The 26,848-nt window shown below is 72.4% G+C and carries 24 protein-coding genes and 1 pseudogene; 13 read left to right on the forward strand and 12 right to left on the reverse strand.

Annotation, left to right across the window (positions count from 1 at the left end):
• Positions 1 to 49 precede the first annotated feature (49 nt).
• Both L3078_RS26440 and L3078_RS26445 read right to left on the reverse strand, forming a co-directional pair.
• Positions 50 to 667 (reverse strand): hypothetical protein, encoded by a 618-nt coding sequence (locus L3078_RS26440; protein WP_239756417.1) that lies wholly within the window; start codon positions 665 to 667, stop codon positions 50 to 52.
• 124 nt (positions 668 to 791) lie between these two features.
• Positions 792 to 1,484 carry a DUF6000 family protein gene (locus tag L3078_RS26445; RefSeq protein WP_239756418.1) on the reverse strand — a complete coding sequence of 231 codons (693 nt, stop codon included), beginning with the start codon at positions 1,482 to 1,484 and terminating at the stop codon, positions 792 to 794.
• A 445-nt stretch (positions 1,485 to 1,929) separates the two neighbouring features.
• Between L3078_RS26445 and L3078_RS26450 the strand changes: the two genes are divergently transcribed.
• The gene (locus L3078_RS26450; protein WP_275593171.1) at positions 1,930 to 2,829 is read left to right on the forward strand and encodes a glycosyltransferase family 2 protein; all 900 of its coding nucleotides are present in this window, start codon (positions 1,930 to 1,932) and stop codon (positions 2,827 to 2,829) included.
• A gap of 335 nt (positions 2,830 to 3,164) precedes the next feature.
• Positions 3,165 to 6,356 (forward strand): AfsR/SARP family transcriptional regulator, encoded by a 3,192-nt coding sequence (locus tag L3078_RS26455; RefSeq protein WP_239756420.1) that lies wholly within the window; start codon positions 3,165 to 3,167, stop codon positions 6,354 to 6,356.
• A 136-nt stretch (positions 6,357 to 6,492) separates the two neighbouring features.
• On the opposite strand, the gene L3078_RS26460 is transcribed toward L3078_RS26455, so the two are convergent.
• From L3078_RS26460 to L3078_RS26480, 5 genes and pseudogenes are all read right to left on the reverse strand, one after another.
• A complete protein-coding gene (locus tag L3078_RS26460) occupies positions 6,493 to 8,199 on the reverse strand; it encodes a bifunctional 3'-5' exonuclease/DNA polymerase (protein WP_239756421.1) in 1,707 nt (568 codons plus the stop codon).
• Positions 8,200 to 8,365: 166 nt separating this feature from the next.
• Positions 8,366 to 9,103, reverse strand: a complete 738-nt coding sequence (locus tag L3078_RS26465) for a Clp protease N-terminal domain-containing protein (protein WP_239756422.1) — start codon at positions 9,101 to 9,103, stop codon at positions 8,366 to 8,368.
• Positions 9,104 to 9,283: 180 nt separating this feature from the next.
• Positions 9,284 to 11,488: an ABC transporter permease gene (locus tag L3078_RS26470; protein WP_239756423.1), complete on the reverse strand. Its 2,205-nt coding sequence runs from the start codon at positions 11,486 to 11,488 to the stop codon at positions 9,284 to 9,286.
• The gene (locus tag L3078_RS26475; RefSeq protein ID WP_239756424.1) at positions 11,482 to 12,333 is read right to left on the reverse strand and encodes an ABC transporter ATP-binding protein; all 852 of its coding nucleotides are present in this window, start codon (positions 12,331 to 12,333) and stop codon (positions 11,482 to 11,484) included. The genes L3078_RS26470 and L3078_RS26475 overlap by 7 nt, the downstream gene beginning before the upstream one ends.
• 70 nt (positions 12,334 to 12,403) lie before the next feature.
• Positions 12,404 to 14,040 (reverse strand): annotated as a pseudogene (locus L3078_RS26480) (nuclease/transposase family protein).
• Positions 14,041 to 14,264: 224 nt separating this feature from the next.
• On the opposite strand from L3078_RS26480, the gene L3078_RS26485 reads away from it, so the two are divergent.
• Entirely contained in the window at positions 14,265 to 15,443 is a 1,179-nt protein-coding gene (locus L3078_RS26485) for a DUF2786 domain-containing protein (RefSeq protein WP_239756425.1), read from the forward strand.
• 383 nt (positions 15,444 to 15,826) lie between these two features.
• Here L3078_RS26485 and L3078_RS26490 read toward each other — a convergent pair whose 3' ends face one another.
• The 4 genes from L3078_RS26490 to rpmB form a co-directional block, all read right to left on the reverse strand.
• A complete protein-coding gene (locus L3078_RS26490) occupies positions 15,827 to 16,396 on the reverse strand; it encodes a DUF4232 domain-containing protein (RefSeq protein ID WP_239756426.1) in 570 nt (189 codons plus the stop codon).
• Between the two features lie 189 nt (positions 16,397 to 16,585).
• Positions 16,586 to 17,173 carry a hypothetical protein gene (locus tag L3078_RS26495; protein WP_338059525.1) on the reverse strand — a complete coding sequence of 196 codons (588 nt, stop codon included), beginning with the start codon at positions 17,171 to 17,173 and terminating at the stop codon, positions 16,586 to 16,588.
• Positions 17,174 to 17,336: 163 nt separating this feature from the next.
• Positions 17,337 to 17,642 (reverse strand): 30S ribosomal protein S14, encoded by a 306-nt coding sequence (gene rpsN / locus L3078_RS26500; RefSeq protein WP_239756427.1) that lies wholly within the window; start codon positions 17,640 to 17,642, stop codon positions 17,337 to 17,339.
• Entirely contained in the window at positions 17,642 to 17,878 is a 237-nt protein-coding gene (gene rpmB, locus L3078_RS26505) for a 50S ribosomal protein L28 (protein ID WP_045562600.1), read from the reverse strand. The genes rpsN and rpmB overlap by 1 nt, the downstream gene beginning before the upstream one ends.
• Positions 17,879 to 17,939: 61 nt before the next feature.
• Here rpmB and rpmG point away from each other — a divergent pair, with 61 nt between their 5' ends.
• The 5 genes from rpmG to L3078_RS26530 all read left to right on the forward strand — a co-directional run bounded on the left by rpmG (position 17,940) and on the right by L3078_RS26530 (position 20,625).
• Positions 17,940 to 18,104, forward strand: a complete 165-nt coding sequence (rpmG, locus tag L3078_RS26510) for a 50S ribosomal protein L33 (protein WP_033524681.1) — start codon at positions 17,940 to 17,942, stop codon at positions 18,102 to 18,104.
• 7 nt (positions 18,105 to 18,111) lie between these two features.
• Positions 18,112 to 18,396, forward strand: coding sequence for a type B 50S ribosomal protein L31 (locus L3078_RS26515; protein ID WP_239756428.1), 285 nt, complete (start codon positions 18,112 to 18,114; stop codon positions 18,394 to 18,396).
• A 5-nt stretch (positions 18,397 to 18,401) separates the two neighbouring features.
• Complete coding sequence (locus L3078_RS26520; RefSeq protein WP_239756429.1) at positions 18,402 to 19,652, forward strand: CobW family GTP-binding protein; 1,251 nt, start codon at positions 18,402 to 18,404, stop codon at positions 19,650 to 19,652.
• Positions 19,653 to 19,658: 6 nt separating this feature from the next.
• Entirely contained in the window at positions 19,659 to 19,892 is a 234-nt protein-coding gene (gene rpsR / locus L3078_RS26525; protein WP_239756430.1) for a 30S ribosomal protein S18, read from the forward strand.
• 466 nt (positions 19,893 to 20,358) lie between these two features.
• Positions 20,359 to 20,625 (forward strand): DUF397 domain-containing protein, encoded by a 267-nt coding sequence (locus L3078_RS26530; protein WP_033524685.1) that lies wholly within the window; start codon positions 20,359 to 20,361, stop codon positions 20,623 to 20,625.
• A 78-nt stretch (positions 20,626 to 20,703) separates the two neighbouring features.
• On the opposite strand, the gene L3078_RS26535 is transcribed toward L3078_RS26530, so the two are convergent.
• A complete protein-coding gene (locus L3078_RS26535; RefSeq protein ID WP_239756431.1) occupies positions 20,704 to 21,222 on the reverse strand; it encodes an ATP-binding protein in 519 nt (172 codons plus the stop codon).
• Positions 21,223 to 21,646: 424 nt separating this feature from the next.
• Between L3078_RS26535 and L3078_RS26540 the strand changes: the two genes are divergently transcribed.
• The 5 genes from L3078_RS26540 (at position 21,647) to L3078_RS26560 (ending at position 26,754) form a co-directional block, all read left to right on the forward strand.
• Positions 21,647 to 22,471: a helix-turn-helix domain-containing protein gene (locus tag L3078_RS26540; protein WP_239756432.1), complete on the forward strand. Its 825-nt coding sequence runs from the start codon at positions 21,647 to 21,649 to the stop codon at positions 22,469 to 22,471.
• Positions 22,472 to 22,593: 122 nt separating this feature from the next.
• Entirely contained in the window at positions 22,594 to 24,054 is a 1,461-nt protein-coding gene (locus L3078_RS26545) for an aldehyde dehydrogenase family protein (protein WP_239756433.1), read from the forward strand.
• A 155-nt stretch (positions 24,055 to 24,209) separates the two neighbouring features.
• A complete protein-coding gene (locus tag L3078_RS26550) occupies positions 24,210 to 24,851 on the forward strand; it encodes a PadR family transcriptional regulator (protein WP_239756434.1) in 642 nt (213 codons plus the stop codon).
• A gap of 110 nt (positions 24,852 to 24,961) precedes the next feature.
• Positions 24,962 to 25,960, forward strand: a complete 999-nt coding sequence (locus L3078_RS26555; protein ID WP_239756435.1) for an ATP-binding cassette domain-containing protein — start codon at positions 24,962 to 24,964, stop codon at positions 25,958 to 25,960.
• Positions 25,957 to 26,754, forward strand: a complete 798-nt coding sequence (locus L3078_RS26560) for an ABC transporter permease (RefSeq protein WP_239756436.1) — start codon at positions 25,957 to 25,959, stop codon at positions 26,752 to 26,754. Before L3078_RS26555 ends, L3078_RS26560 begins: the two co-directional genes overlap by 4 nt.
• Positions 26,755 to 26,848 lie beyond the last annotated feature (94 nt).

Below are 26,848 nucleotides of genomic sequence, written 5' to 3' on the forward strand. Positions count from 1 at the left end.
GGAGTTTCCGCTCGTTCTCACGGCGGAAGAGCACGCGTGACGCCGACGGTCAGCCCTCTTCCCGCCTCGCCGTGCGCTGCCGGTGTCCCGCCCGGTCGGGCAGCCCCGCGTACGCCGACGGTTGTGCCACGACGCCGAACCACAGCTCGGGCGCCCACCGGCGCAGCGCCTGCTCGTAGGGCTTGTAGCCGTTGGGGAGGCGGATGCGGTAACGCAGACGGGGAAGTCCGGGCCGGAGCGGTTCCGTGTCACGGACGAACTGCCACAGCAGCGGGTCGTCGCGGTCGATCTCGCCCCGGGGACACAGTTCGACGGTGAAGAGCTCGGACGTCCAGTAGATGCCCACTCCGGCGAGCGCGTCCCAGGGGATCAGGGCGATCTCCTTGCCCCGGATCCACCAGAAGCCCGTCGCGTCGAAGGCCATCACCCAGCGGCGGGCCCGCCAGGTGGAGACGACCGGAACGGCGAACACCAGCGCCATCAGGATGAACACCACGGGGCCCCAGACGGCGAACAGGCCGTCCCTGTCGTGGCCGTACACCCCCTGAACCACGCCGACCCCACCCGCGACCAGCGTCACCGGCACGAACAACAGGCTCCAGAGAAACCGCCGCAGGCCGTACCGCACGACCGTCGCGTCGGCAGCCGGCGCTCCCCCAGGAATCATGGGCGGACCCTAGCCCCTGAACAACGCCCCCACCAGACCCGCGCCCCGCCCCGCGCCCGCCCGCGCCTCCCCGCCGGAGCCGTCCGCCGCCGTCACCCCCGGCGGGCGTGATCCAGCCCTCCCCTCAGCCGGGCGTGGTCCAGCCGTCGGCGAAGTCGCAGAGGCGGGTCATGGCGGCGAGCTGCTGGTCGGGGGCGTACGCGGGGCCGTCCGACTCGTGGACGACGACCTCCACCCAGCGCTGGTAGAGGCTGCCGGGCGCGGTGAAGGGCGCCGCGTGGGCCGTGCCCAGACGGCTGTCGACGTACAGGAGGGCCCCCATGGCCACGGGTTGGTCGTAGCGGAGGTCGGTGCGGGGCAGATAGCGATCCAGGTAGGCGGCGAGGAGTTCCGCGTCCTCCTGGGTGCCGAACCGGGCCGGCGCGAAGCAGTAGCCCAGGCCCGCGTACACCGTCTCGCTGGCCAGCAGCAGTTCACCGAGACGGGCCCGGAAGGAGGTCCGCCGGGATACGCCGATCAGCCACGCGGCGGTGAGGCGGGGCCGCCAGCCCTCGAAGAGCAGGGCCTCCAGGTCGGCGTCCGTGATCGACGAGGCATCGGCGAGCAGAGGGTGCAGGAACCGCCTCCGGGTGGCCCCCTCGAACCGCAGGAACCGGCCGCTGAGGAGCTCCCCGTACCGGCCGATGCTCCGCCGGTCGGCGCGCGGCTTGACGTACCGATTGACGGCGTTCCACCGGGCCGCCTCCTCCGGAGTCATGACCGGCACGCGACCCGCCTGCGACCCGCGCAGCTCTCTCCGCCATCTCCGCTCCACCATGCCGGAAGCGTAGATCCAGGCCGTCCGCCCCGAAGAAGGCCAAAGGCGTCGTGACGCCGAAAGGAACCGGGCGGAGTCGAGCAGGATCGAGCGGGGCCGAGCAGGACCGGGCAGGACCGAGCAGGACCGAGCAGGGCGGAACGGCCGAAAACGACCGGAGCGGAAGCGAGACCTGATCCGTAATCAAGTGTGCGAGGCACGGCCCGAGTCGGTGTGGTGGCGGGGTCGGCGCGGGGGACGGTGGAGGGCCTGAACGGCGAAGAGGAGGAGTCGATGCGTAGTCTCCGTCGTGAACGACTAGCATCCCGGCCGTAAACAGTCGGTGGAGGACGGGAAGCGGGTCGACGGTCGTCGGGCCGCGCCGGGTCGCCGTCGGCGGCCGTGCCGGTCGTCGTCGCCCCGCCGGTCGTCGTCGGCGGTCCGTGGACGGAATGGGGTTGGTGTCGTGGTGGAGGCCGGGCCTCGGGTCGCTGTCGCCGTGGTGACGATGGGCAATCGGCCCGCGGAGGTGGACGCGCTGCTCGCCTCCGTGGCCAAGCAGGACATCGCGCCCGAACGGATCGTGATCGTCGGCAACGGCTGCCCCCTCCCCGAGTTCGCCGAACGGCTCGGCCTGCCCGGCGAGGTCACCCTCATCGAGGTGGACGAGAACCTCGGCTGCCCCGGCGGCCGGAACGTCGCCCTGGAGCGGCTCCGCGCCTTCGGCGACGTCGACGTCGTCGTCGAACTGGACGACGACGGGCTGCTCGTCGACGCCGATGTGCTGCGCCGCGTACGGGACTTGTACGCCGCCGACCCCCGCCTCGGCATCGTCGGGTTCCGGATCGCCGACGAGCACGGCGAGACCCAGCGGCGGCACGTGCCGAGGGTCGGCGCGAAGGACCCGATGCGCGGCGGCCCGGTCACCGGGTTCCTCGGCGGCGGGCACGCCCTCTCCATGGCCATGCTCGGCGAGACGGGCGACTGGGCCGCCGAGTTCTTCTTCGCGCACGAGGAGACCGACCTGGCGTGGCGGGCGCTCGACGCCGGCTGGACCGTGCTGTACGCCCCCGAGCTGCTCCTCCAGCACCCGAAGACGTCACCGGCCCGGCACGCCATCTACTACCGCGTCAACGCCCGCAACCGCGTCTGGCTCGCCCGCCGCCGCCTCCCGCTCCCCCTCATCCCCGTCCACCTGGGCGTGTGGGTCCTCATCACCCTGCTGCGGATGCGCTCGGCGGGCGGCCTGAAGGCCTGGTTCAGCGGCTTCGTGGAGGGCTGGCGCGAGTCGGGCGGCGAACGCCGGCCGATGAGCTGGCGAACGGTCTGGCGCCTGACGCGCCTGGGCCGCCCCCCGATCCTGTAACACCGCACGCCGACCCTGCGGGGCCGTCCCCGGATCCTGTCGGCCCGCCCCACGGCGGGGCCCGCACGCACGAGTGCCCCGGTCGTTCACCTCCACCGACCGGGGCACAGCGCTTTCCACGTTCTCGGATCCGGCAGCGGCGGCGGCACTCCCCCGAGCTACGCGTCTCACGCGTGCGCCGTCGTCGCCGGATCCGATGAAGTGATCACATCAGGTTCCGCCAACGGATCGCTAACATGAGCCCAACGGTTCCACGGGGGGCCGTACGGGAGGCGGCGGCAGGTCGCCGCGGGGTGGGCCCGGAACGACGGTGCGAAAGGCAACGGACGGGTTCTATGCGGGACGGGCTGCGGTTCGGACTGCTCGGTCCGCCGGTTCTGTACGGGGCCGGGGACGCGGCTGACCGCGTACGGTCCGTCGGCAGCGGCAAGATGCGTGCCCTGTTCGTCGCGCTGCTGCTCGAACCCGGGCGGGTCGTCTCCGTCGACACCCTGAAGGACGTGCTGTGGGACGCGGCGCCACCCCCGTCCGCGCAGGCCTCCCTGCAGAACCATGTGACCCGGCTGCGCAGGCTGTTGGACGACCCCGAACGGTTGCGCGCGGTCCCGCCCGGCTATCTGCTGAGGGTCGACGAGGGCGAGCTGGACGTCCGCGTCTTCGAGAACCACGCCCGCGCCGCCCGCACCGCCCACGCGGAGCGCGACTGGAGCCGGACCGTCCGCGAGTCCACCGCCGCGCTCGCCCTCTGGCGGGGGACACCGCTCGGCGGTCTGCCGATCGAGGAGTTCCGCGCCCGTGCCTTCGTCCAACGCCTGGAGGAGGCACGGCTGTTGCTCCTGGAGCGACGCTACGACGCCGAACTCCACCTCGCGGCCGGCCGGGGGGACGCGGGGGCCGAGCGGGCCGAGGGGGCCGCCGGGGCGCACGCCCTCGGCGCCCTCGCACCCGAACTCGCCGCCCTCGTCGCCGAACACCCGCTGCGCGAGGCCTTCCACCGGCTCCTCATGCTCGTCCTGCACCGCACGGGCAGGCAGGCCGAGGCCCTCGCCGTCCACCGCGACCTCCGCGCCCGCCTCCTCGACGAACTCGGCGTGGAGCCGGGCCCGGCCGTACGCGAGGCCCACGCGGAGATCCTGCGGGAACCCGCCGCACACACCCAGGGGCCGTCCCCCGAAACCGTCGACGTCGACGCCGATCCTCCACCCCGCCCGGCCCAACTCCCGCCCCCACCAGCACATTTCACGGGCAGGGGGGATGCGCTGGCGGAGCTGCGCCAGGTACTCGACCCGAGCATCGGCGCCCCTTCAGGGGCGCGGGGAACTGCGCGACAAGCCACGAACGACCCGCACTCGCCCCTCCACAGTGCCCCCCGAACTCAGAGGCGCCCGCCGCTTCAGAAGGGGACCGCCACGGCCGTCATCAGCGGGATGGCCGGCGTAGGCAAGAGCGCCCTCGCCCTCCACCTCGCCCACGACCTCGCCGACCACTTCCCCGACGGCCAGCTGTACATCAACCTCCACGGCGCCACCCCGGGCATGACCCCCCTCACCCCCGCCCAGGCCCTCGCCGCCCTCCTGCGGGACCTCGGCACCGCCCCCCGCCGTATCCCCGAACACCCGGACGCGGCCGCCGCGTTGCTCCGCTCGACCCTCGCCCCCACCCGCACCCTGATGGTCCTGGACGACGCCGCGACCGCCGCCCAGGTACGCCCCCTGCTCCCGGCGGGCCCCGGCTGCGCGGTCATCGTGACGAGCCGCTCGCCCCTCACCGCGCTGGACGGCGCCCACCGCTTCCCGCTCGCCCCGCTGTCGGACGACGAGAGCGCGGCCCTGCTGCGGGCCGCCTCGGGCCGCGCCGCGGGCCTGGACGCCGCGCACCCCCTCGTCGAGCTCACCGGCCGCCTCCCGCTCGCCCTCCGCGTCGTCGCGGCCCGCCTCGCCGCGCGGCGCGCCCTCACCCCGGACGCGCTCGCCGGTCAACTGGCCGCCACGGAAGGGCGGTTGCAGCACCTCGAGTACGACGACCTGAGCGTCCGCCGCTCCCTCGCCGTCGCCCACGAGGCCCTGCGCGCCTCCGACCGCGAGGCCGACCGCGACGCCGCCCACGCCCTGCGCCACATCGGCGCCCTCGACCTGCCCGCCTACGGCGCGCCCCTCCTCGCCCGCCTCACCGGCACCGACGAGTTCCGCGCGGAGGCCGCGCTCGACCGCCTCGTCGACGTGGCCCTCCTGGAGGAGACGACGTACGGCCGGTACGTCCCCCACGACCTCGTACGGCACTTCGCCCGCGAACTCGCCGACTCGACCACCGCCACCGAGACCGCCGCGGCCGTGGAGCAGGCCCTGCGCTGGTACGCCGGACGCGCCCGGCAGAGCCTGCTGGTGCTGCTGCCACCGGGCTACGAGCGCGACGAACGCCTCCGTACGAGGACCGCGCCGGCCACGGTCGCGGAACCTCCCGGTACGGAGCCCGCCGGTGCGAGACCGCCCACGGAACCGCCCTTCACCTCCGCCGAGGAGGCCTTCGCCTGGGGTGACCGCGAACTCCCGGCCATCGTCGCCCTGGTGGAACGCTGCGCCCGCGACCACGGCGACGGCGGCGCGACGGACACCGGTTCGGCGGCGGCACTCGTCCCCACCCTGGTCCGCCACCTCTTCCCCTATCTGCACCGAGGGGGCCGGCTCGCCGAGTTGGACGTGCTGGGACGGCACGCGCTGAACGTGGCGAGGTCCCTCGGGGACGACGAGGCCGAGGCGTTCGCCCTCACCGACCGCGCGGGCCTGCACTTCATGTCCGGCCGTGCCTCGGAGGCGCTCGCCCTCAACGACGAGGGCCTGAAACTGTGGCGCCGCCTCGGAGTGGTCTCGTGCGTACGGCGCTGCCTGAACAACCGCGGACTCGTGCTGGAGAGCCTCGGCCGGTACGAGGAGAGCGAGGAGACGCTCCGGCAGAGCCTGGAACTCTCCCGGCAGCTCGGCGACCCCTACGGCGAGGCGGTGACCTTCAGCCACCTCGGCAACCTGTACAAACACACCGACGCGCGTGCCGCCATCGCCCACCACGAACGGAGCCTGGCGCTGGGCGAGATCGCCGACAGCCTGGTCGTACGGCACACCGCGCACTGCAACATCGGTTACGCACACCTCCGCCTCGGCGAACCGGCCGCCGCCGTACGCAACTTCGAGCAGAGCCTGCGCATCCTCGGCGACGACGAGGACTGGCAGGGCGAGTCCAAGTCCCGGCTCGGCCTGGTGCGGGCCCTGCGCGAACTCGGCCGCCCGGACCGCGCGGCCCAGGAGTGCGACATCCTCCTCGACCTCGCCGAACGCCGCGCCGACCAGTACGCCGTCGGTCTGGCCCGGCACCAGCGGGGGCTGCTGCTCCGCGCCGACGGCCACGAGGAGGAGGCGTACCACGAGTGGGAGCAGGCCCAGGAAATCCTGGACGACACGGACTCGACGGTGGCGACCGACCTGAGAGAACTACTGAAGAGCCGCGCGCCGGATGGCGGCGCAGCCGCCTCCTAGGGGCGCGGGGCGGCATGGAATCTGCGGCTACCGCCGCGTGGGCGCGACCAGCCACGACGATCCCGCAGCCGCCGGCCGACAGACCTTCCCACCCTGGAACGCGCCCCCCGTTCCCCAGAAGGCGCCCCCCGGCCTCTCACTTCGCATCCGCATAACACTCGACCACCGCCGTAGTGAACGGAAACCGCACCGGCGTCTCCCCGAACGCCAGCCGCCCCGACAGCTCCGACGCCTCGCGGATCGCCGCCACCACGGTCTCCGCCTCCCGCTCCGGACAGTGCACGATCACCTCGTCGTGCTGGAAGAAGACCAGCTCGGCCGCCATGCCGTCGAGGGCGCGGCGGAGGGCCGCGAGGAGGAGCAGGGTCCAGTCGGCGGCGCTGCCCTGCACGACGAAGTTACGGGCAAAACGGCCCCGGGCCCGGGAGTTGGTGGAGGCGTACCCGGGCACCCACTCGTCGCCCTGCCCACGCTCCCGGGTGTCCGGGGCGCCGTCGTCCTGGGGAAGGCCCGCCTCGTCGCCAGCCGCGTCGGAGGCGCCGGCCGCCGGTGGGCACGTACGCCCGAGCCAGGTCCGTACGAGCCGGCCCTCCTCGCCCGCGCGGGCCGCGTCGTCGACGTATCGCACGGCGCGTGGGAACCGGCGGCGCAGCGCGGCGAGGTTCTTGAGCCCGTCCCCGGACGTCTGCCCGTACATCGCCCCGAGCACGGCGAGTTTGGCGTGCTCGCGGTTCCCGGAGAAGGCACGGTCGGAGACGGCCTGGTAGAGATCGGTCGGGCGGCCCGCGACCTCCATCAGCCCGGGGTCACGGGAGATGGCGGCCAGCACCCGGGGCTCCATCTGGTCGGCGTCGGCGACGACGAGCCGCCAGCCCGGGTCGGCGACGCAGGCACGGCGGATCACCTTGGGGATCTGCAGGGCGCCCCCGCCGTTGGTGACCCACCGCCCGGTGACCGTGCCGTGCGCGAGGAACTCGGGGCGGAAGCGGCCGTCCCGGACCCAGTCCTGGAGCCAGGACCACCCGTGGGCGACCCAGATGCGGTACAGCCGTTTGTACTCCAGGAGGGGCTTCACCGCCGGATGGTCGAGGCTCTCGATCTCCCAGCGCCGGGTGGACCGGATCCGGATACCGGCCTGTGCGAAGGCCTTGACGACATCGGCGGGCAGATCGGGCCGCACCCGCCGCCCGAACGCGTGCGACACCTCCTCGGCGAGTTCGGCGAGGCGACGCGGCTCGCCCCCGCCCGCGTACCGCTCGCCGAGCATCTCGTGCAGCACGTCACGATGGACGTCGGCCCGCCACGGCAGCCCCGCCCGGTTCATCTCGGCGGCGACGAGCATCCCGGCCGACTCGGCGGCGGTCAGCAGCCGCATCCGGTCGGGGTGGGCGGTGGCGTCGTGCCGTCGCTGCTGGTCCGCGTACACCTCGACGAGGTCGGCGAGGGGGACGTGGACGGGGCGGGGCTCGAACAGGGACGGCTGGGCGCCGGTGTCGGCCGAACGCGCGGGCGGGTCCGGTGGCACGGGCGCGTGGCGGAGACGGGCGAGGGCGGCGGCAGCGGAGCGGGGCTCACCGAGCCGGCCCTCGTGCCCGAGCAGCAGGGTCTCGGCGTCCTCGATGTCGTAGCACCGCTCCACTCGCACCCCCGTGGCGAGCAGTCGCGGATACACCTCCCCGGTGGCGCGCCACACCCACCGCCCCACCCGGGGCCCCCGCCGCCGGACCGCCTCCGCGAGATCGGGCTCCCAGGTCACCGCCCCCGCGAGCAGCCCGTCGTCCCCGAGCGGGGCGACCTCCACACCCCCGTCCTCGGCCGTCGCGAGCACCCACCGGTCGGTCATGGGTGCGAGTGTGACAGGGGGGTCTGACAACGACCGCGCGACGCGGGAGCGGGGCGGCCGGACGGACGGGCGGGAGCCGGGCGGGCGGACGGGCGGGAGCCGAGAACCGACAGCCGCTACCCCTGCCCCTGACCCTTCCCCTGCCCTGTCCCTGCCCTCCCTGCCCCTATCCCTGTCCTTCTTCCTGCCCCTGCACGATCGCCTGGAGTGCCTCGGTCACGTCCGCCTCGGTGGCCTCCTTGGTGACGCCGAGGCCGCTGAGCACCCCTTCCCCGTTCTCGAACTCCAGGAGGGCGAGGAGGATGTGTTCGGTGCCGATGTAGTTGTGGCCGAGACGGAGGGCCTCACGGAAGGTGAGTTCGAGGACCTTCTTGGCGTCGGGGCCGTAAGGGATGAGCTCGGGCACCTCGGGGGAGGCCGGCGGCAGGGCGGCGGTGGCGGCTTCCCGTACGGCCTCGGGGGAGAGGCCCTGGGCGACGAGGGCCTTGGCCGCGAGCCCGTCCGGTTCGGCGAGGAGCCCGAGGACGAGGTGGGCGGGCAGTCCCTCGACGGCACCGGCGGCCTTGCCCTCGTTGTGCGCGGCCGCGACCACGTTCCGGGCGCGGGGGGTGAAGCGGCTGAACCCCTGGCTGGCGTCGAGGTCGTTCTCGGCCTTCGGCACGAACCGCTTCTGCGCGGCCTGCCGGGTGACGCCCATGCTCCGCCCGATGTCCGTCCAGGAGGCGCCCGAACGCCGGGCCTGGTCCACGAAGTGGCCGATCAGATGGTCGGCCACGTCCCCGAGATGGTCCGCGGCGATGACCGCGTCCTGCAGCTGGTCGAGCGGTTCCGGGTGCACCTTCTTGATGGCTTCGATCAGGTCGTCGAGACGGATGGGGGCGGTGGCGCGCGGATTCGTCGTCATGTGTCAACCGTAGGTTGACGCTCAGGAGCTGTCAACCCGAAGTTGACACCCCTCCCCCCCGGCCCACCGCTGGCCACCGGCCCACCCCCACCCCGCCAGGGGCGCGGGGAACTGCGCGAGAAGCCCCACGGCCCCGCACCCGCCTCCCGACCGCAGCCCCCACCCCCTTCGGCGCACGGCCTATCTCACCCGGCCGGCTCCGACCCCGGCCACCGCCACCACCCCACCCACCGCGACACACGCCCCCACGCACACCCCGAGCACCTCCCACGGCACCGCCACCCCCACCGGCGCCGACAACATCCCCAACGCCCCCGCCACCCCGGCGAGGTTCACGGCGGTGACCGCGACCCCCAGCAGCACGCCCACCACGACCGCCACCAGCGCCTCACCCACCACGACGACCCGCACCTGACCCCGCGTCGCCCCGGCCAACCGCAGTGACCGCAGCTCCGCACCCCGCGCCGACGTGGCCATCAACAACGTCCCGGCCAGCGAGATCCCCGCGTACACGAGCGCGATCCCCAGCACCACGAGGAACCCGAGCCTGGTGTGCGCCTTGGTGCCGGGCCGGTTCGCCGCGAGCCACTCCTCGGCCGTCCGCACGGTCCAACCGGCCCGTTCCGAACGCGCCCCTTTCAGCGCCCCTTCCAGCGCCGCCGCAACACCCGCCTGCTCCACCCCACTCCCACGCGGAGCGACCCGCACCTCGACCCGGTCCACCACCGCCCCACCCGCGTTCGCGGCCGTCACGTACGCCCCGTTGTCCCCGGTCCCCTCCGCGAGCACCGCCGCGATCCGCAGCCGTACCGGCCGCCCGTCCCCGAGCCACACCCGGACGCTCTGCCCGACCTCGTGCCGTTCCCACTCCTCGTTCACGACGATCGACCCGTCGTCGAGGTCCCGCACGTCACCGGCGACCACCGGCAACCGCGACACGGCCGCCAGCGCCGACGCGTCCGTCACCGCCCGCGCCTCGGACCGCACCAACGCGGTCCCCTCCTCCACGACGTACACAGCGGTGGACGCGGACCCGACCACCGTCGCCCCGTCCCCGACGGCACCCCGCACCGCCTCCTCCCGCAGCCCCGCACCCGCCTCACCGGTGACCACGAAGTCCGCCCCGGTCCGCGCCGCCGCCTCCGCGCCCTTCGCCCCGGCCACCGTCCCGGCGGAGCCCAGCAGCGACCCGGCCAGCGCGACGGTCACCAGCACCGGCGCGGCGACGGCCGCGGTGCGGCGTACGGACGTGGCCGCGTTCTCCCGGATCAGCAGCCCGGCGGCCCCGGGCAGCGCCGCGCCCACCAGCCGTACGACCGGCCGCACGAGCAGCGGCGCGAGCGCGGCCACCGCCGTGATCAGCAGCATCGGCTGGGTGGTGTACGTCTTCCGCTTCAGCAGCTCGGCGGGGTCCGTCCCCAACTTCCAGGTCAGCAACCCCACTCCGCCCACCAGCAGCAGCGCACCGATCACCCGCCGGGACAGCGGCAGCACCCCCGTGTCCACGGACGCGTCGCGCAGTGCCTCCACGGGCCCGATCCGCCCGGCCCGCCGCGCCGCGACCCACGCCCCCGCGAGGGCCACCGACACGCCCGTCCAGAAGGCCGCGTGATACGGCCACACCACCGCGTCCGGCACCGCGAACCACGTCGGCGCGACCCCGCCGTCCACCAGCACCCGTACCAGCCATGGCGCCCCCCACGCCCCCAGCGCACACCCGGCGCCGGACGCCACGAGCCCCACCGCCACGGCCTCGCCGAGCAGCATCCGCCGCACCTGACCCGGGGTCGCGCCGGCCATCCGCAGCAGCCCGAACTCCCGTCTGCGCAGCGCCACCACGAACGCGAACGTCGACGCCGTCACGAACACCGACACGAACACGGCGACCCCGCCGGCCGTCCCCAGCAGCGAGTTCACGGCGACCAGCGCCTCCGCGTCCCGCTCGTACGACGGATCCACCTGCCGCCGTGCGTCACCGGTCAGCACCCGCGCCCGCTCCCCGACGACGGCCCGCACCTCGGCCACGGACGCGTCCACCCCGACCGCGTCCATGTCGGCCGCTCCCGCTCCGCCGCCCGTGCCCGTCGTCACCGGCCCGAGCTTCCGCAGCTCCGCCAGCAACTCTCTGTCCACAGGGTGTGGACGGGCCAGCTTCTGTGAGACCTCGGCCGTGCCCGGCCCCCGCCGCACCTCCACCGTGAGCCGGTCCAGGCCCGCCACCACGACGGGGGAGGAGCCGAAACGCTCCGGCGCACGCGCGGGCGGGTCGAGCGACGCCGCGAGCCCCAGCCCCATGGCCGTCATCACCCCGACCCCCAGCAGCACGGCGACGAACGACCCGAGCAACGCGGCCCACCGCGTACGCAACGACGACAGCGTCAGCACGTCACACCTCCGTCGGCGCCGGCGGAGGTGCCGTCGCCCGCCGCGCGCTCCAACCCCGCCATACGCGCCGCCACCGCCTCGACCGACGGCCGGACCAGCTCCCCGCTCACCCGGCCGTCGACCAAAAACACCACCCGGTCCGCGTACGAGGCGGCCACCGGATCGTGGGTCACCATGATCGTGGTCTGTCCTTCCCGATCCACCAACTCCCGCAACAGACGCAGCACTTCACGACTGGTCGTGGTGTCCAACGCCCCGGTGGGCTCGTCCCCGAACAGCACGGCGGGGCGGGTGATCAGCGCACGGGCCAGGGCGACCCGCTGCTGCTGTCCGCCGGACAGCTGCGCGGGCCGGTGCCCGCCCCGCTCGGCCAGCCCCACCCGGGCCAGGGCCTCGCGCACCGCACCCCGCGAGGGGCGCCGCCCGGCGAGCCGCAACGGCAGGGCGACGTTCTGCGCGGCGGTCAGGGAGGGCAGGAGGTTGAAGGCCTGGAAGACGAAGCCGATCCGTTCCCGGCGCAGCAGCGTCAGCCGCCGCTCGCTCAGCCCGGCCAGCTCCACACCGTCGACCCGCACGGTCCCGCCCGACGGCCGGTCGAGCCCCGCCGCACACTGCAACAGCGTCGACTTCCCCGACCCCGAAGGCCCCATCACCGCCGTGAAGGTCCCCACCCCGAAGTCCAGATCCACCCCGTCGAGGGCGACGACCGCCCCGTACGTCCGGCGCAGACCCCGTACGCGTACCGCCGCGCCCCCCGTCACCCCGTTCCCTGCCCCCTGCCGGCCCGCCACCGCCGACACCCTGCCCGCCTCCGAGGAGGCCCTGTCTCTCTCAACCGTGGTCATGCCCCAAGCGAACCGTCTCCGCCCGGCCCACACACGACCCCTGAGGGGCGTCCTGGAGGTAGGGCCAGCCCTACCGTTCCTGTTCAGTGAGCAGGAGTGAGTCTTGGACCGCTACCTGGTCACTGCGGACATCCCGAACGGTTGTGGGTGTCCTGGTCGCCCGCGTACTCGCCGCGTCCGGCGGCACGGATCGTGTCCGTGGTCCGGGGATGCGGGGGCGGGGTCCCTCACGCCCGGGGGCACGCCGGTCGGCCTGGACGATCCGATGCCCGTGCACATCGCTCTGGTGTGCACGGGGCGGTGTCGTCCGTCGCCGGATCGGGTGTCCCTGGGCGCGTCGTCCGATCGCGATGCCGGCCGCATCGTGCCGGGTGGTCTCACGGGTGGGGCCGGCCATCGGTTTTTGCCAGTGCTGGGCGCCCCACTTGCTGGTGTAGGCCGGGTCCACGGCGATGATCGTGAGACCTGTGGCGTCGGCCATGGAGGTCAGCCGGGCGCGGAGCCTGCCGGTCGGCATGCCGGAGATGAGCTGCCGGAATCGACGCTTGTGCCCGTGCTTCTCTCTGGTCTTCTCGGCCTGGAAGTCGAGGTCTTCGAACGCGATGGCCTTGACGCCGGAGGACTTGGCCCAGTTCAGCAGCCGTGTGAGGGCGTGCCGTACCTGGGCGTCGCGGTGCTGGGCGGTGCCGGTCAGGTCGTAGAAGAACCGGCACGGTCGGCCGACCGGGTTGCCGTGCGTGTCCAGGCGCCATGCGGCCAGGTGATCGGCGTTGATGTCGACGCCGATCACGCCGTCGGCGAGCGCCGCCTCGATGGGGGGGTGGGGGTGGGCGGGACCTGCCAGGAAGCCGTCAGGTACCAGCGGCCCCGGCCCGTATCCAGGTGGATGCGGTAGGCGATCGCCCGGTCCGCTACGACGCGGTCCGTCCAGCCACTGCCCCGGTGTGCGAAGGCGACCTGGCCGGTGAGGACTTACCGTCCGTGCGGGGCGTTCGCCAGATGCGCGAGCGGCGCGGGCAGCTTGATGCTCACCTCACCCTCGGGGCTGACGCGGAGGGTCTCGTTGCCGTAGCGCTTGCCGGACTCCCCGTCCGCCTGGCAGAACCAGCGCTCCGCCTCCCACCGCTCGCGCCACGCGGATTCCGTCAGCCCAGCCGCCTCCAGGTGGTGGCGGGTGCGGGCCAGAGGCTTGCCTCCGCGCAGGACGTGCACGATCCCGGCCTCACGGTCGGCCCGCGCGGTGGCCAGTCGGTCCTGGAGCACCCGCAGGCGCCGCGCCTTCGCGTGCCACTCCCGCTTGGACCGGTACCCTCCCGGCGCCTTCTTCGTCCCCCTTCGGCCGACCGGCAGCGCCAACCGGTCCTCGATGGTACGGATACCCGCTTCCAGGCTCTGAATGTGCGCCGACTGGCAGCGGCGGGCCAGCGCCCACTGGTCATGGGTGGCCTTGGTGATACTGCCCGCCCAGCGGGATGACGAGGCGGGTGTCAGCTCCCGCTTGCGCACCGCCCACGCCTTCCCGGAGTGCTCCATGCCGTCCCGGCAGCGCGCCTTGAGATCCCGCGAAGCCAGCGACCCCAGATGCGCCCCCACCAGCCGCAGCACCTTCTCATCACCCGGCGTCAGCTGCTTGAGGCGGGTCCGGACGGCCACACCGGTCGGACCGGACGCGACGAACGGCTCCGCGATGCTCCTCAGCTCACCCACCCCGTCACCCCCTCCGAACCCGCCCGAAGATTCTGTCGCCATGGGAAACGAGCACCACCCGCAAAGGTCACGCATTCGATGATCAAACGTCAGTTCCCCACTGAAGCCGACCCGCCAACGAGGCAGGCCACACGACGAAGGCCAGCAGCACTCACCCCCGCTCACTCAAGGGTTCCTGAACGCACTCCACCAAGCAGTTCCAGCCCCATGACACGATCGAACACGTGAGTACGACCAGCACGGTGGACCGCGCCTTCGAGGCGGCGCTCTACGCCGACACCGATGCCGCCCTCGACACGGGCGCCTCCCTGCTCGCCGCCGACCCGGCGGCCGACGCCGAACTCGCCCGGCGCGGACGGGAGTTCGTCGCCGGGGCCTGGCGGCGGGGCTGGCAGCCCGCCGACGTCGTCCGGTTCACGCGGCGCGAACTGGAGGACGAGCACGTACGGCTCCTCGCGCGGCTCGTCGTCGAGGAGCACGAGGAGGCACGCGCGGGCGCCCGCCCCCAGCCGCCCGGCCCCCGCTGGTCCGCCCAGCTCGACGAGATCAGGGACCTCGCCGCGCACCCCACCCGCGCGGACCGCTTCTCGCACGCCACCGCGGCCCTGGAGCTGTACCGCCTCCTCCTGCGCCTGCCCACCCTCGAACCCCTGGACCGCCCGCGGGAGGCCGGCGCCGCGAAGAACTCGCCGCACCCCGAGTCCCGCATGCTCAGCCGCATCCGCGCGCTCCTCGCCAAGGCGGAGGCGACCGGATTCCCGGAGGAGGCGGAGGCACTGAGCGCGAAGGCGCAGGAGCTGATGGCGCGGCACAGCATCGACGAGGCGCTGCTCGCGGCCCGCGCGCACAGCGGAGACGCGCCCGGCGCGTGCCGGATCGGCGTCGACCCGCCGTACGAGACGGCCAAGGCGATCCTCCTCGACGCGGTCGCCCGCGCCAACCGCTGCGAGGCCGTCTGGAACGAGGCCCTCGGCTTCTCCACGGTGGTCGGGTTCGAGGCGGACCTGGAGGTGGTCGAGCTGCTCCACACCTCGCTCCTGGTGCAGGCCACCACCGCCATGACCAAGGCGGAGGCGGCCCAGCGCAAGGGCGGCCGCAAGCGGACCAAGACCTTCCGGCAGTCCTTCCTGGCCGCCTACGCCCACCGCATAGGCGACCGGCTGGCGGCGGTCGCCGAGGCGGAGGCCGCGAGCGCCGGCGCGCGTGGCGCGGGCGCCCCGGAACAGGACCTGCTGCCCGTCCTCGCCGCCCGAGACGTCGCCGTCCACGACGAGTTCAGCCGGATGTTCCCGGACACGGTCACCACCCGCGTCCGAGGCGTCAGCGACCTAGCCGGCTGGCAACAGGGAGCGGAAGCAGCCGACCGAGCCCAGGTCAGGGCCCGCCCCCGACTGCCGTCATGAACGAAAACCGACCTGAACCCGGGGCCGCCCCCCTGACACGTCACAGATCCGAACCCCTGACACGTCGCCGCCCCGGGCCCATGGAATCCACCCGCCCTGGCCCCTGCCCCTGACCGGCAACAACCCGCCCCCCGGCCCTTGCCGGGGACGCCCCAGCGCCTGCCGCTGCCCTGGTTCTCGGCCCGACCCCGGCGCCTGACCGTGCGCCGGCCCTCGACCTGGCCCCGGCGCCTGACCGTGCCCCGGCCCCGGCCCTTGACCGGGACCCACCCCTGACCGCGCCCGGCCCCCGACCGCGAGCCCAACCACGGCCCCCGACCGCGAGCCCAACCACGGCCCCGACCACGACCCACCCCCCAGCCGGCGCCCCCGCCCCCAGTGACTCAGTCGCCCACCGGCAGGAACGGCCCCACCGTCGCCTCCAACGTGCTCTCGGACTTCACCGCGACCACGGGGTCCGGCCACTTGAAGCTGCTGACCTTGCTGTCTCCGGGCAGGGTCAGCTTCAGCTGATCCACGGCGGCGCTCTTCTCCGAGTCACCGTCGACCCCACGCACATACGAGACGGAGAAGCTCATCGACTGACCGCCCTGCAGCGTCACCTCGGTCTCCTCGGACGCGCCCTCCTGCGGCTGGAGCGCCCACGACTTGTCGCCGGCCAGCAGATCGACCCCGGCGAGACCCTTCAGCGTGCAGGCGGCGTCGCCCTTGTTGGTCACGGTGATCGGGACGGCCCCCTCGTCCCCGGCGGCCGGTGCCGCACTGCTGGGACCGACCTCGAAGCCGACCCGCGCGGCCGTGCACGCACCCTCCTGCGCGCTCTCGGTGGCGGCGGCCCCGGTCTTGCCGTCGTCCCCGCCGTCGCCTCCATCACCTCCGTCACTCCCGCTACAGGCGGTCAGCGTGAGGGCCGCGAGAAGGGCGGCGGCGATGGCGGTCGGAGCGGTGCGCATGGGGGTTCCCGGTGGAGTTCGTGGCTGTCACAGCACAGCCGGTGGCGGTGTGAACGTGCGAACGGGCCACGGAACCCGGAGGTTCCGCGGCCCGTCCGACCATGATCTACGACCCGGGCGCCGCGCGAGGCACAAATCCACCGGCCCACGGCCGGAAGGCGCCCCGCGCGCCTCTGCCCGAAGACAGGCCTACGACCCCGGGCTCGCCGTGGGCAGATCCGTCGGCAGCCCGGACGGCATGGACCCGTCCGCCTTCCGGAACGTCTCCTCGCCGACGCCGCCCTCCCAGGTGATCGTGAGGGACTTGGCGCTGACCTTGTCCACCATGCCCTCGGTGCGGTCGTCGCTGCCGTCCTGGCACGTGAGGCTGATCATCTGCATGTCGTCCGCGTCGGAGACCTTGCCGCTGCACACCGACGTGCCCACGAAGAGCGCGGCCTCGCCGCCGTTGACGAACAGGGCGACCGGCTTGCCGCCGGTCGTGGCCAGCCAGTTGCCCTGGAGCTCGGTCTTGGCGCCGGAGGAGTCCCCGGAGCCGCCGCCGCTGTCCGACCCCTTCGTCGCCGAGGGGGCGGCCGACGACTCCTTGCCCGCGGAGTCCCCGTCACCTCCGCCGCTGCACGCCGTCAGCACGAGCGCGGCCGCGAGCCCGGCCACCCCGGCCACGACCCGCAGCCGCCGCCGGGCGAAGAAAGCCCCGGAAGCCTCACCCTCAGGCCCCGCCCCCATCGCCCCCATCGCCGCCATCGCCGTGCTCGCCCTAGTCGCCGTAGTCACTGGAGTTCTCCCGAGAGTGTGGCCGGATCCGGTCGCCGCGGCGACAGCGGCAAGCTACCAGCCGCCGCCCGGCGGCATCCGGCCGGGAACGGGGAGAACCCGTCGCCCACCGACACTGAGAACCCGTCGCCCACCGACTGCTGAGAACCCCGTCCCCCACCCACTACCAGGACGACTTGCGCACCCCCGGCAGATACCCCGCGTGCGCCTGCTCCCGCAAACTCACCCGGGACAGCCCGAACGTCCGGAAGTACCCCCGGGGCCGCCCGTCCACCTGGTCCCGGTTGCGGACGCGCGTGGCGCTGGCGTCGCGCGGCTGGGCGCGCAACTCCCGCTCGGCGGCGGCCCGCTCGGCCTCCGTCGACGACGGCCGCCGGACGATCTCCTTCAGCTCGGCCCGCCGCGCGGCGTACCGCGCGACGATCTCCCGCCGCTTCTCGTTCTTCGCGATCTTGCTCTTCTTCGCCATCAGACCCGCACCCCCCGGGCACGGATCCGGGCGACCGCGGCCTCGACGCCGATGACGTCCACGGTCTTGATCCCCTTCGCGCTCAGCCGGAGCCGCACATGGCGGTTCTCGCTGGGCAGCCAGTACCGCTTGGACTGGATGTTGGGGTCGAAACGGCGGGACGTACGCCGGTGGGAGTGCGAGATGCGGTTGCCGAAGCCGGGCTGGGCGCCGGTCAGCATGCAGTGGGCGGACAAGGTGATGCACCTCTCTCGATCAGGTGGTGTAAATGGAATTCATTTTCAGTAAGGTAGCACCATGGCACGCAACGAACTCCGCCCGGTCATCAAACTCCGGTCCACGGCCGGCACCGGCTACACCTACGTCACCCGCAAGAACCGCCGGAACGACCCGGACCGGCTGACGCTGCGCAAGTTCGACCCGATGGCGGGCCGTCACGTCGACTTCCGAGAGGAGCGCTGAGGCGCCGATGAAGAAGGACATCCACCCGTCGTACGGGCCGGTCGTCTTCCGGGACCGTGCCGCGAACCACACCTTCCTCACCCGCTCGACGATGACGAGTGAGAAGACGATCGAGTGGGAGGACGGCAACACCTACCCGGTGGTCGACGTCGAGATCTCGAACGTCAGCCACCCCTTCTACACCGGCACCGCCCGTGTCCTGGACACGGCCGGCCGCGTGGAGAAGTTCGAGAAGCGGTACGGCGCCAAGAACTCCGGCGCGGCCGCGGCGACCGGGAAGAAGCGGGGCTGACCGACGTGACCCAGCTGTCTGTCGCGATCGTCGGCGGGCTGCACGCCGACGCCCGGCGGGCCGCCGTCGAGGCGTTGCTCGCCGGGGTCCCGGGCAGCGTCGCGCTGCACCACGACCTCTCCACCGCCACCGACGGTCCGGACGCCAGGGTCGTCCGGACCGTCCGGGACGCGGCGGGCCTCATCTCCACCGGTGAGACCCCGCTCGTCAACGACTGCGCCTGCTGCGCCCTGCGCGAGGACCTCGTCCCCGAGCTGGAGCGCTTCGCCGACGCGGGCCTCACCCGCCTCGCCGTGGTCGAACTCTGGGACTCGGTCGAGCCGAAGGCCATGGCCGAGGTGGTCGCGGCCAGCGGCCTCCGTCTCACCTCCGTGATCACGGCCGTCGACCCCGCCCTCCTCCTGCCCTACCTCGGCAACGGCGACGACCTCGCCGACCGGGGCCTCGCCGCCGCCACCACCGACCAACGCACGGTCGCCGACACCTTCGCCCGCCAACTGGAGTACGCCCCGGTCCTGGCCGTACTCGACTCGGCGGACGCGGACGACGAGGACAGGGCCCTCCTGGCCCAACTGCACCCGACGGCTCAGCAGGTGCCCATAGCCGACCGGCAACGCGCCCCCGAGGTGGCCGCAGGCCCCGAAAGGGGCGCGGGGAACTGCGCGACCAGCCACGACGCACCGGCACCCGGCAGCCCCCAGCGCCACCCACGGCGCTCCCCGGCCCTGCTCGCCGCCGCGTTCGCCGGCTTCGACGTCGACGCCGCCGCGGCCGCCCAGCACCCCGCCAGCGCCCTCCTCCCCACCGACGCCGACGAACACGGCGTCACCACCCTCGTCTGGCACCGCCACCGCCCCTTCCACCCGGAGCGGCTCTACGAGGCGCTGGAGGACCTCTGCTGTGCGGCGGCCCGCAGCCGCGGCCGCTTCTGGCTGGCCGAGCGCCCCGACACCCTGCTCCACTGGGACGCGGCCGGCGGCGCCCTCTGCGTCGAGTCGGTCGGCCCCTGGCTCGCCTCGCTCCCGGACGCCGCCTGGGACATGGTGCCCCCGGTCCGCCGCGCCGCGGCCGCCCTCGACTGGCACCCGGAACACGGCGACCGCTGCCAGCACCTCGTCTTCACCTCCCCGGGCCTGGACCGTGACGGACTCGAACGGCTCCTTGAGTCCTGCCTGCTCACCGACGCCGAGTACGCCGCGGGCCGCGACGCCTGGGAACGGCTGCCGCGTCCCTTCGACACCTTCCTGGAGGTCTGAACCGCCATGCCCCGCAAGCCGGAGCGCAAGCCCGTCAAGTCCCGCCCCAACCCGCTGGACCAGGCGAAGATCACGTACATCGACTACAAGGACACGGACCTCCTGCGCCGCTTCATCTCCGACCGGGGCAAGATCCGCAGCCGCCGCGTGACCCGGGTCACCGCACAGCAGCAGCGCCAGCTGGCGCGGGCCATCAAGAACGCCCGCGAGATGGCCCTCCTGCCGTACGTCACCCGCTGAAACGCACCCGAAGCGCATCACCCGAAGCGAACCGTCAGAAGCGAACCGTCAGAAGCGAACCGCCTGATGCGAACCGCCTGACGCGAACCACCCCCCACCCGGCCCCGGGGAGGCTCCACGACCTCCCCGGGGCCGTCCTTTTTCCGCCATTCCGCGGAAGTCGCTCGCTCCGCCCTGAACCGCCCGGATCCCCACCCCGTACGGAGAGATGTGGGCCCCGGATGGAACAGGTCCGCCCTGTCTTACGTCTCTCTGGTGCCGTAACCGTGGAGATACCCCCCGTGCACGTGCATCCGCTCATGCATCAGCACGTGAACAAAGCTATGATCCGGGGCAGTTGACCACAGCATCACTGGCAACGCAGACACCACCGGCAACACGGACACGACCGGCACCATCTGCAACACGGCCACACCAGAGCCAACGCGCGTTCAGCGCACTACTGCACCACCCCGGGGAGCGACCTGTGGACCACGACGTGTACGGCGTGGATGACGTGTACAACGGCATGGCCGCGACGGAGCTGACCGAGCTCCACGCGGTGGCCTGGCAGAAGAGCCGGCACAGCAACTCGCAGGGCAACTGCGTGGAGTTCGCCCGGCTGCCCGGCGGCGAGGTGGCGGTACGCAACTCGCGCTTCCCCGACGGCCCGGCGCTGGTCTACACGCGCGCCGAGATCGAGGCGATGCTCCTGGGCATCAAGGACGGGGAGTTCGACCACCTGGTCGGATGAGGCCCGCCGTCGGCGGGCGACCGGCGGGAGGCCACGGTGTGACACGCGTAGAACCGCGGCGCCGAAAAGCGCCGCGGTTCACCTACGGGCGGACGGGTGGCCCGGCGCCGGCTCCACCTGGAACAGCGCCCACACCACCTTGCCGCTGAGCGCGCCGCCCAGCGGATGCCAGCCCCAGCTGTCCGCGAACGAGTCGACCAGGAACAGCCCTCGCCCCGACTCCGCCGCGAAGTCCTCGGAGTCGCCCGCGACCGGGCTGTCGTGACTGGGGTCGCGCACCGCGCACACCAACCGCTCGGTCCAGCGCATCAAGTGCAGCCGCACGGGCGGGTCCTGGGCCGGGTCCGCCCCGTTGCCGACGGGCAGGCCGTGCCGCAGGGCGTTGGTGACGAGCTCCGAGACCACGAGGCAGACGTCGTCGAACCGTTCGTCCAACCGCCACTGGTCGAGGGTGCCCCGGGTGAACTGCCGTGCCTCGCGCACCGCTTCGTAGCGGGGCGGCAGCGCGCAGGACGCGGCGTCGGACACGGTCGCGGGATCAAGTGGCGGAAGTCCCTGCCGTAAGGGTTCGAGCATGGTCGATCCATTCGTCCCCATGCGAGGCACTCCCGGGAGTTCGCGGTCGTTGCGATGCAGCGGTGGCGCGGGACCATGGTTTCTGATGCGTACAGCAGATGCAAGGGCAGATGCACGTGCACGCGCCCGAATTGGACCTTCACATACCGCTTGCTGAACATTTCTTCTGTCGCCCAGATCGCTTCCGTCGGGCTCCGGCTGACGATTTCCTGGCGACTTTCTGGCGATCTCCTGTGTCCGTGGGGTGTTCTTCGCGACGCATCTCGGCCACACTCCCTTCTCTCCTCCCTCGTCTCATCCGTCTCAGAAGTTGAAGACTTTCCATTTCTGTAACCGGGCGAGTGCGGATCGGAGTGGATTAGTGGCAGACTGCGGCCCCTGAAGAAGTTGGGGAGGCTGGACGAACGTGGGCGCCGGTGAATCGAGCGGGTCGGTGGTGAGGCGGATGCTGCTGGGCTCGCACCTCAGGCGGCTGCGCGAGTCGCAGGGGATCACCCGGGAGAAGGCCGGGTACTCGATCCGCTCCTCCGAGTCGAAGATCAGTCGGATGGAACTCGGCCGGGTCAGCTTCAAGACCCGTGACGTGGAGGACCTGTTGACCCTCTACGGCGTCACCGACGAGACCGAGCGCACCTCGCTGCTCTCCCTGGCGAAGGAAGCCAACGTCGCGGGCTGGTGGCACAGTTACTCGGACGTCCTGCCCAGCTGGTTCCCCACCTACGTCGGCCTGGAAGCGGCGGCCCACCTCATCCGCAGCTACGAAGTCCAGTTCGTGCACGGTCTGTTGCAGACCGAGGCGTACGCCCACGCGGTCGTCTCCCGGGGCATGCGGGGCGCGAGCGAGGCCGAGATCGACAAGCGGGTCGCCCTGCGCATGGAGCGCCAGAAGTACCTGGTGGCCGAGAGCGCCCCGGAGTTCCACTGCGTCCTCGACGAGGCCGCGCTGCGCCGGCCGTACGGCGACCGGGACGTGATGCGGGGGCAGCTCCAGCATCTGATCGACATCTCGGAGCGCCCGAACGTGACGGTCCAGGTCATGCCGTTCAGCTTCGGCGGTCACTCCGGCGAGAGCGGTGCCTTCACCCTGTTGAGCTTCCCCGAGTCCGACCTCACCGACGTCGTCTATCTCGAACAGCTCACCAGCGCCCTCTACCTGGACAAGGCCGAGGACATCGCGCAGTACGAGCGGGCGATCAAGCGGCTCCAGGACGACAGCCCGTCCCCGGCCGAGAGCAGGGACCTGCTGCGGGGGCTCATCCAGCTCTCCTGAGCGCTGAGTCCTGAGTGCCGCGAGTCTTCACAGAGTCTCCCGAGTAGCTCTCCAACTCCCTTTACCCACCAGTACGATGACGAGTGATCAATCTTGATCGATGCCGACTGATTGAGGATCACATGTCGTCCTACTTCACCGACCTGGCCCAGCAGTACATCGGCGGCGAGTGGCGCCCGGGCTCCGGCTCCTGGGACATCATCGACTTCAACCCCTACGACGACGCGAAGCTCGCGTCGATCACCATCGCCACGGTCGACGAGGTGGACGAGGCCTACCGGGCCGCCCAGGCGGCCCAGAAGGACTGGGCCGAGGTCAACGCCTATGCGCGTCGCGCGGTCTTCGAGAAGGCCCTGAAGGTCATCGAGGAGCGCGAGCAGGAGATCACCGAGGTGATCATCGCGGAGCTCGGCGGCACATATCTGAAGGCCGGGTTCGAACTGCACCTCGCCAAGGAGTTCCTGCGCGAATCGATTCAGCTGGCGCTGCGTCCCGAGGGCAGAATCCTTCCGTCGCCGATCGACGGCAAGGAGAACCGCCTCTACCGCGTACCGGTCGGCGTCGTGGGCGTCATCAGCCCCTTCAACTTCCCCTTCCTGCTCTCCCTCAAGTCGGTCGCCCCCGCCCTCGCGCTCGGCAACGGCGTCGTGCTGAAGCCGCACCAGAACACCCCCATCACCGGTGGCACCCTGGTCGCGAAGATCTTCGAGGAGGCCGGCCTGCCCGGCGGGCTGCTCAACGTCGTCGTCACCGACATCGCCGAGATAGGCGACGCCTTCATCGAGCACCCGATCCCCAAGCTGATCTCCTTCACCGGCTCCGACAAGGTCGGCCGCCACGTCGCCACCGTCGCCGCCGCGAACTTCAAGCGCACCATCCTCGAACTGGGCGGCAACAGCGCCCTGGTGGTCCTGGACGACGCGGACATCGACTACGCCGTCGACGCGGCCGTCTTCTCGCGCTACGTCCACCAGGGCCAGGTCTGCATGGCCGCCAACCGCGTGCTGGTCGACCGCGCGGTGCGGGCCGAGTTCACCGAGAAGTTCGTGGCCAAGGTGAAGTCCCTGAAGGTCGGCGACCCGAGCGACCCGAGCACGGTCATCGGCCCGGTGATCAACTCCTCGCAGGCGGACTCGCTCAAGTCCGTCGTCGAGCAGGCCCTCGCGGAGGGCGCCACCGCGCTCGTCCACGGCTCCACGACCGACAACCTGGTCGAGCCGTCCGTCCTCACCGACGTCCCCGCCGGCTCCGCCCTCCTTCAGCAGGAGGTCTTCGGCCCGGTCGTCTTCCTCATCCCCTTCGACGGCGAGGAGGAGGCCGTCCGCATTGTCAACGACACCCCCTACGGCCTCAGCGGCGCCGTCCACACCGGCGACATCGAGCGGGGTGTCGCGTTCGCCAAGCAGATCGACACCGGCATGTTCCACGTCAACGACGGCACCGTCCACGACGAGCCCCTCGTCCCCTTCGGCGGCGAGAAGCACTCCGGCATCGGCCGCCTCAACGGCGAGACCACGGTCGACGCCTTCACCACCCAGAAGTGGATCTCGGTCCAGCACAAGCGGAGCTTCTTCCCCTTCTGAGGGCCACGCCCTTCCGGGGCCGAGGACCACGCGCGGACAGACACGCACCCGGCCGAACCGTAGGTGCGTGTCTGCCCCGTATCCCGTCGCGCCGGGCGCGGTCCGAGGCGCCGGGTGCGGGTCGGGGTGATCGCGGCTGGTTCTACGCTGGGCCCATGTCAGCGATCCGTCTTCTCGTGCTCGGCGCCGTGCGCCAGCACGGGCGGGCCCACGGGTACCAGGTGCGCAACGACCTGGAGTACTGGGGCGCGCACGAGTGGTCCAACGCCAAGCCCGGCTCGATCTACCACGCCCTGAAGCAGATGGCGAAACAGGGCCTGCTGGTCGCGCACGAGATCGCCCCCTCCACGGCCGGCGGGCCGCCCCGCACGGAGTACACGATCACCGAGGCCGGCACCGAGGAGTTCTTCGGGCTGCTGCGGGAGTCCCTCGCCACCTACCACCAGAAGCCGGACGTGCTCTCCGCCGGGCTCGGCTTCATGGTCGACCTCGGCCGCGCGGAGGTGCTCGCCCTCCTGGAGGAGCGCGTGAAGGCCATCGGCGCCTGGCGCGAGGGCATCACCGAGTACTACGCCCCCGAGAAGGGCCCGGCCCAGTTCGGGCACATCGGCGAGATCATGAACTTCTGGCTCGACTCCTCCGACAGCGGCGCCGAGTGGACCCGCAGCCTCATCGACCGCATCCGCGGCGGCGCCTACACCTTCGCGGGGGAGGGCGAGCCGTTCGTCGGCGTCCTCGCGGAGGGCCAGGACAACCCGTACGCGACCGGTGAGCGGCACCCGGGGGACGACCGCTAATCAAGTTTGACCACGGGCCGTCGAGGGTTTACCTTCGTCGGTGTAGTCAAGTTTGACTACTGTGGTGGAGGTGAGCGGTGGAGCGGACAGCGACCGAGAGGAAGGCCCCGATGACGGACGCGGCGATCACGGTCGAAGGAGTGCGCAAGGTCTACGGCGGCGGGAAGAGCGGGAAGGGCGGGAAGAGCGCCAGGGGCGGCAAGGTCGCCCTCGACGGACTGGATCTCCGCGTGGCGCGCGGCACCGTGCACGGGATCCTCGGTCCCAACGGCGCGGGCAAGACGACCCTGGTCAGGATCCTGGCCACCCTGCTGCGGCCGGACGCGGGCCGGGTCGAGGTCGCGGGGCACGACGTGGTGGCGCACGCGCGCGAGGTGCGCTTCCGCATCGGCCTGCTCGGCCAGCATGCCGCACTCGACGAGGAGCTCGGCGGCCGGCAGAACCTGGAGATGTTCGGCCGTCTCCACCACCTGGGCGCCCGCCACGCACGCGTGCGGGCCGACGAACTCCTGGAGCGGTTCGGCCTCGGCGACACCGGCCGCAAGGCCGTCAAGCAGTACAGCGGCGGTATGCGGCGCCGCCTCGACCTCGCCGCGTCCCTCATCACCGAACCGGAGGTGCTCTTCCTGGACGAGCCGACGACCGGCCTCGACCCGCGCGGCCGCACCGAGGTCTGGGACTCCGTCCGCTCCCTGGTCGGCGGCGGTACGACGGTCCTGCTCACCACCCAGTACCTGGAGGAGGCCGACCAGCTCGCCGACCGGATCTCCGTGGTCGACGGCGGCCGGGTCGTCGCCGACGGCACGGCGGACGAGCTCAAGCGCCTGACCGGCGGCGACCGCATCGACCTCGTCCTGCGCGACGCCGGGCAACTGGGCGCCGCCACGGCCCTGTTGCCGGTCCCCGAGGGCGACATCACGGTCGACACCGACCGCCGCCGCCTCAGCGCCCCGGTCACCGACCGCATGAGGGCTCTCACCACGGTCGTCCGCGCCCTCGCCGACGCCGGCATCGAGGCCGAGGACATCGCCCTGCGCCGCCCGACCCTGGACGAGGTGTTCCTGCACCTCACCGGGGACGACCGTACGAAGGAGGCCGTACGAGCATGACCACCACGACACCGACGACCGCGCACACGGCGGTGGGCGCGCACGCCCTGGCCGACTCCTGGACCATGACCCGTCGCGAACTCGCCCACTGGGCACGGCAACCGGTGCAGATGCTGGTCGGGCTGGTCTTCCCCGTGATGCTGCTGCTGATGTTCGGCTATCTGATCGGCGGCGGCCGCGGGGTGACCGGCAGCTACCTCGACTACCTGGTCCCCGGCATGCTCGCGCTCACCATGGCCTTCGGTCTTGAGGGCACGATGCTCGCCGTCACCCAGGACCTCAACAAGGGGGTGATCGACCGGTTCCGTTCGATGCCGATGACCAACGGGGCGGTCCTGGTGGGCCGTTCGGTCGCGGACATGCTCCAGTCGGCGGTGGGCCTGGCCGTCCTCATGGCCGTCGCGTTCGCGCTCGGCTGGCGCGCGCACGGCGGGCCCGCGGCCTTCCTCGGCGCGGTGGGCCTCCTGCTGCTCTTCCGCTTCGCGATGCTGTGGATCGGCATCCACCTCGCGATGCTGGCCGGCCGACCCGAACTCCTCACCGCCGTACAGATCCTCGTCTGGCCGATCGGCTTCCTCTCCAACGCCCTGGCCACCCCCGCCTCCATGCCCGACTGGCTCGGCACGGTCGTCGACTGGAACCCGATGTCCCACACGGCGACGGCGGTCCGCCACCTCTTCGGCACCCCGGGCGCCGAAGCGAACCACCTCTGGACAGCGATCGCCTGGCCCCTAGCGCTACTGGCGATCTTCTTCCCGCTGGCGGTACGCAAGTTCGCCGCCCTGAGCAAGTAGCGGACCAGCACTGGAAGGCAGGGGCGAAGCCCCCGCCCTTCCAGGGGCGCGGGGAACCGCGCGACCAGCCCCCACCGGACGGACGCTTGGGGGT

Origin of the sequence: Streptomyces deccanensis (assembly GCF_022385335.1) — a bacterium.
Lineage (GTDB): Bacteria > Actinomycetota > Actinomycetes > Streptomycetales > Streptomycetaceae > Streptomyces > Streptomyces deccanensis.

Excerpts from the sequence above, each read along its gene's own strand:
- L3078_RS26440 (WP_239756417.1), bottom strand. The coding sequence starts at position 667 with ATGATTCCTGGGGGAGCGCCGGCTGCCGACGCGACGGTCGTGCGGTAC.
- L3078_RS26445 (WP_239756418.1), bottom strand. The coding sequence starts at position 1,484 with ATGGTGGAGCGGAGATGGCGGAGAGAGCTGCGCGGGTCGCAGGCGGGT.
- L3078_RS26455 (WP_239756420.1), top strand. The coding sequence starts at position 3,165 with ATGCGGGACGGGCTGCGGTTCGGACTGCTCGGTCCGCCGGTTCTGTAC.
- L3078_RS26460 (WP_239756421.1), bottom strand. The coding sequence starts at position 8,199 with ATGACCGACCGGTGGGTGCTCGCGACGGCCGAGGACGGGGGTGTGGAG.
- L3078_RS26465 (WP_239756422.1), bottom strand. The coding sequence starts at position 9,103 with ATGACGACGAATCCGCGCGCCACCGCCCCCATCCGTCTCGACGACCTG.
- L3078_RS26475 (WP_239756424.1), bottom strand. The coding sequence starts at position 12,333 with ATGACCACGGTTGAGAGAGACAGGGCCTCCTCGGAGGCGGGCAGGGTG.
- L3078_RS26490 (WP_239756426.1), bottom strand. The coding sequence starts at position 16,396 with ATGCGCACCGCTCCGACCGCCATCGCCGCCGCCCTTCTCGCGGCCCTC.
- rpsN (WP_239756427.1), bottom strand. The coding sequence starts at position 17,642 with ATGGCGAAGAAGAGCAAGATCGCGAAGAACGAGAAGCGGCGGGAGATC.
- rpmG (WP_033524681.1), top strand. The coding sequence starts at position 17,940 with ATGGCACGCAACGAACTCCGCCCGGTCATCAAACTCCGGTCCACGGCC.
- L3078_RS26515 (WP_239756428.1), top strand. The coding sequence starts at position 18,112 with ATGAAGAAGGACATCCACCCGTCGTACGGGCCGGTCGTCTTCCGGGAC.
- rpsR (WP_239756430.1), top strand. The coding sequence starts at position 19,659 with ATGCCCCGCAAGCCGGAGCGCAAGCCCGTCAAGTCCCGCCCCAACCCG.
- L3078_RS26535 (WP_239756431.1), bottom strand. The coding sequence starts at position 21,222 with ATGGGGACGAATGGATCGACCATGCTCGAACCCTTACGGCAGGGACTT.
- L3078_RS26540 (WP_239756432.1), top strand. The coding sequence starts at position 21,647 with ATGCTGCTGGGCTCGCACCTCAGGCGGCTGCGCGAGTCGCAGGGGATC.
- L3078_RS26545 (WP_239756433.1), top strand. The coding sequence starts at position 22,594 with ATGTCGTCCTACTTCACCGACCTGGCCCAGCAGTACATCGGCGGCGAG.
- L3078_RS26550 (WP_239756434.1), top strand. The coding sequence starts at position 24,210 with ATGTCAGCGATCCGTCTTCTCGTGCTCGGCGCCGTGCGCCAGCACGGG.
- L3078_RS26555 (WP_239756435.1), top strand. The coding sequence starts at position 24,962 with ATGACGGACGCGGCGATCACGGTCGAAGGAGTGCGCAAGGTCTACGGC.
- L3078_RS26560 (WP_239756436.1), top strand. The coding sequence starts at position 25,957 with ATGACCACCACGACACCGACGACCGCGCACACGGCGGTGGGCGCGCAC.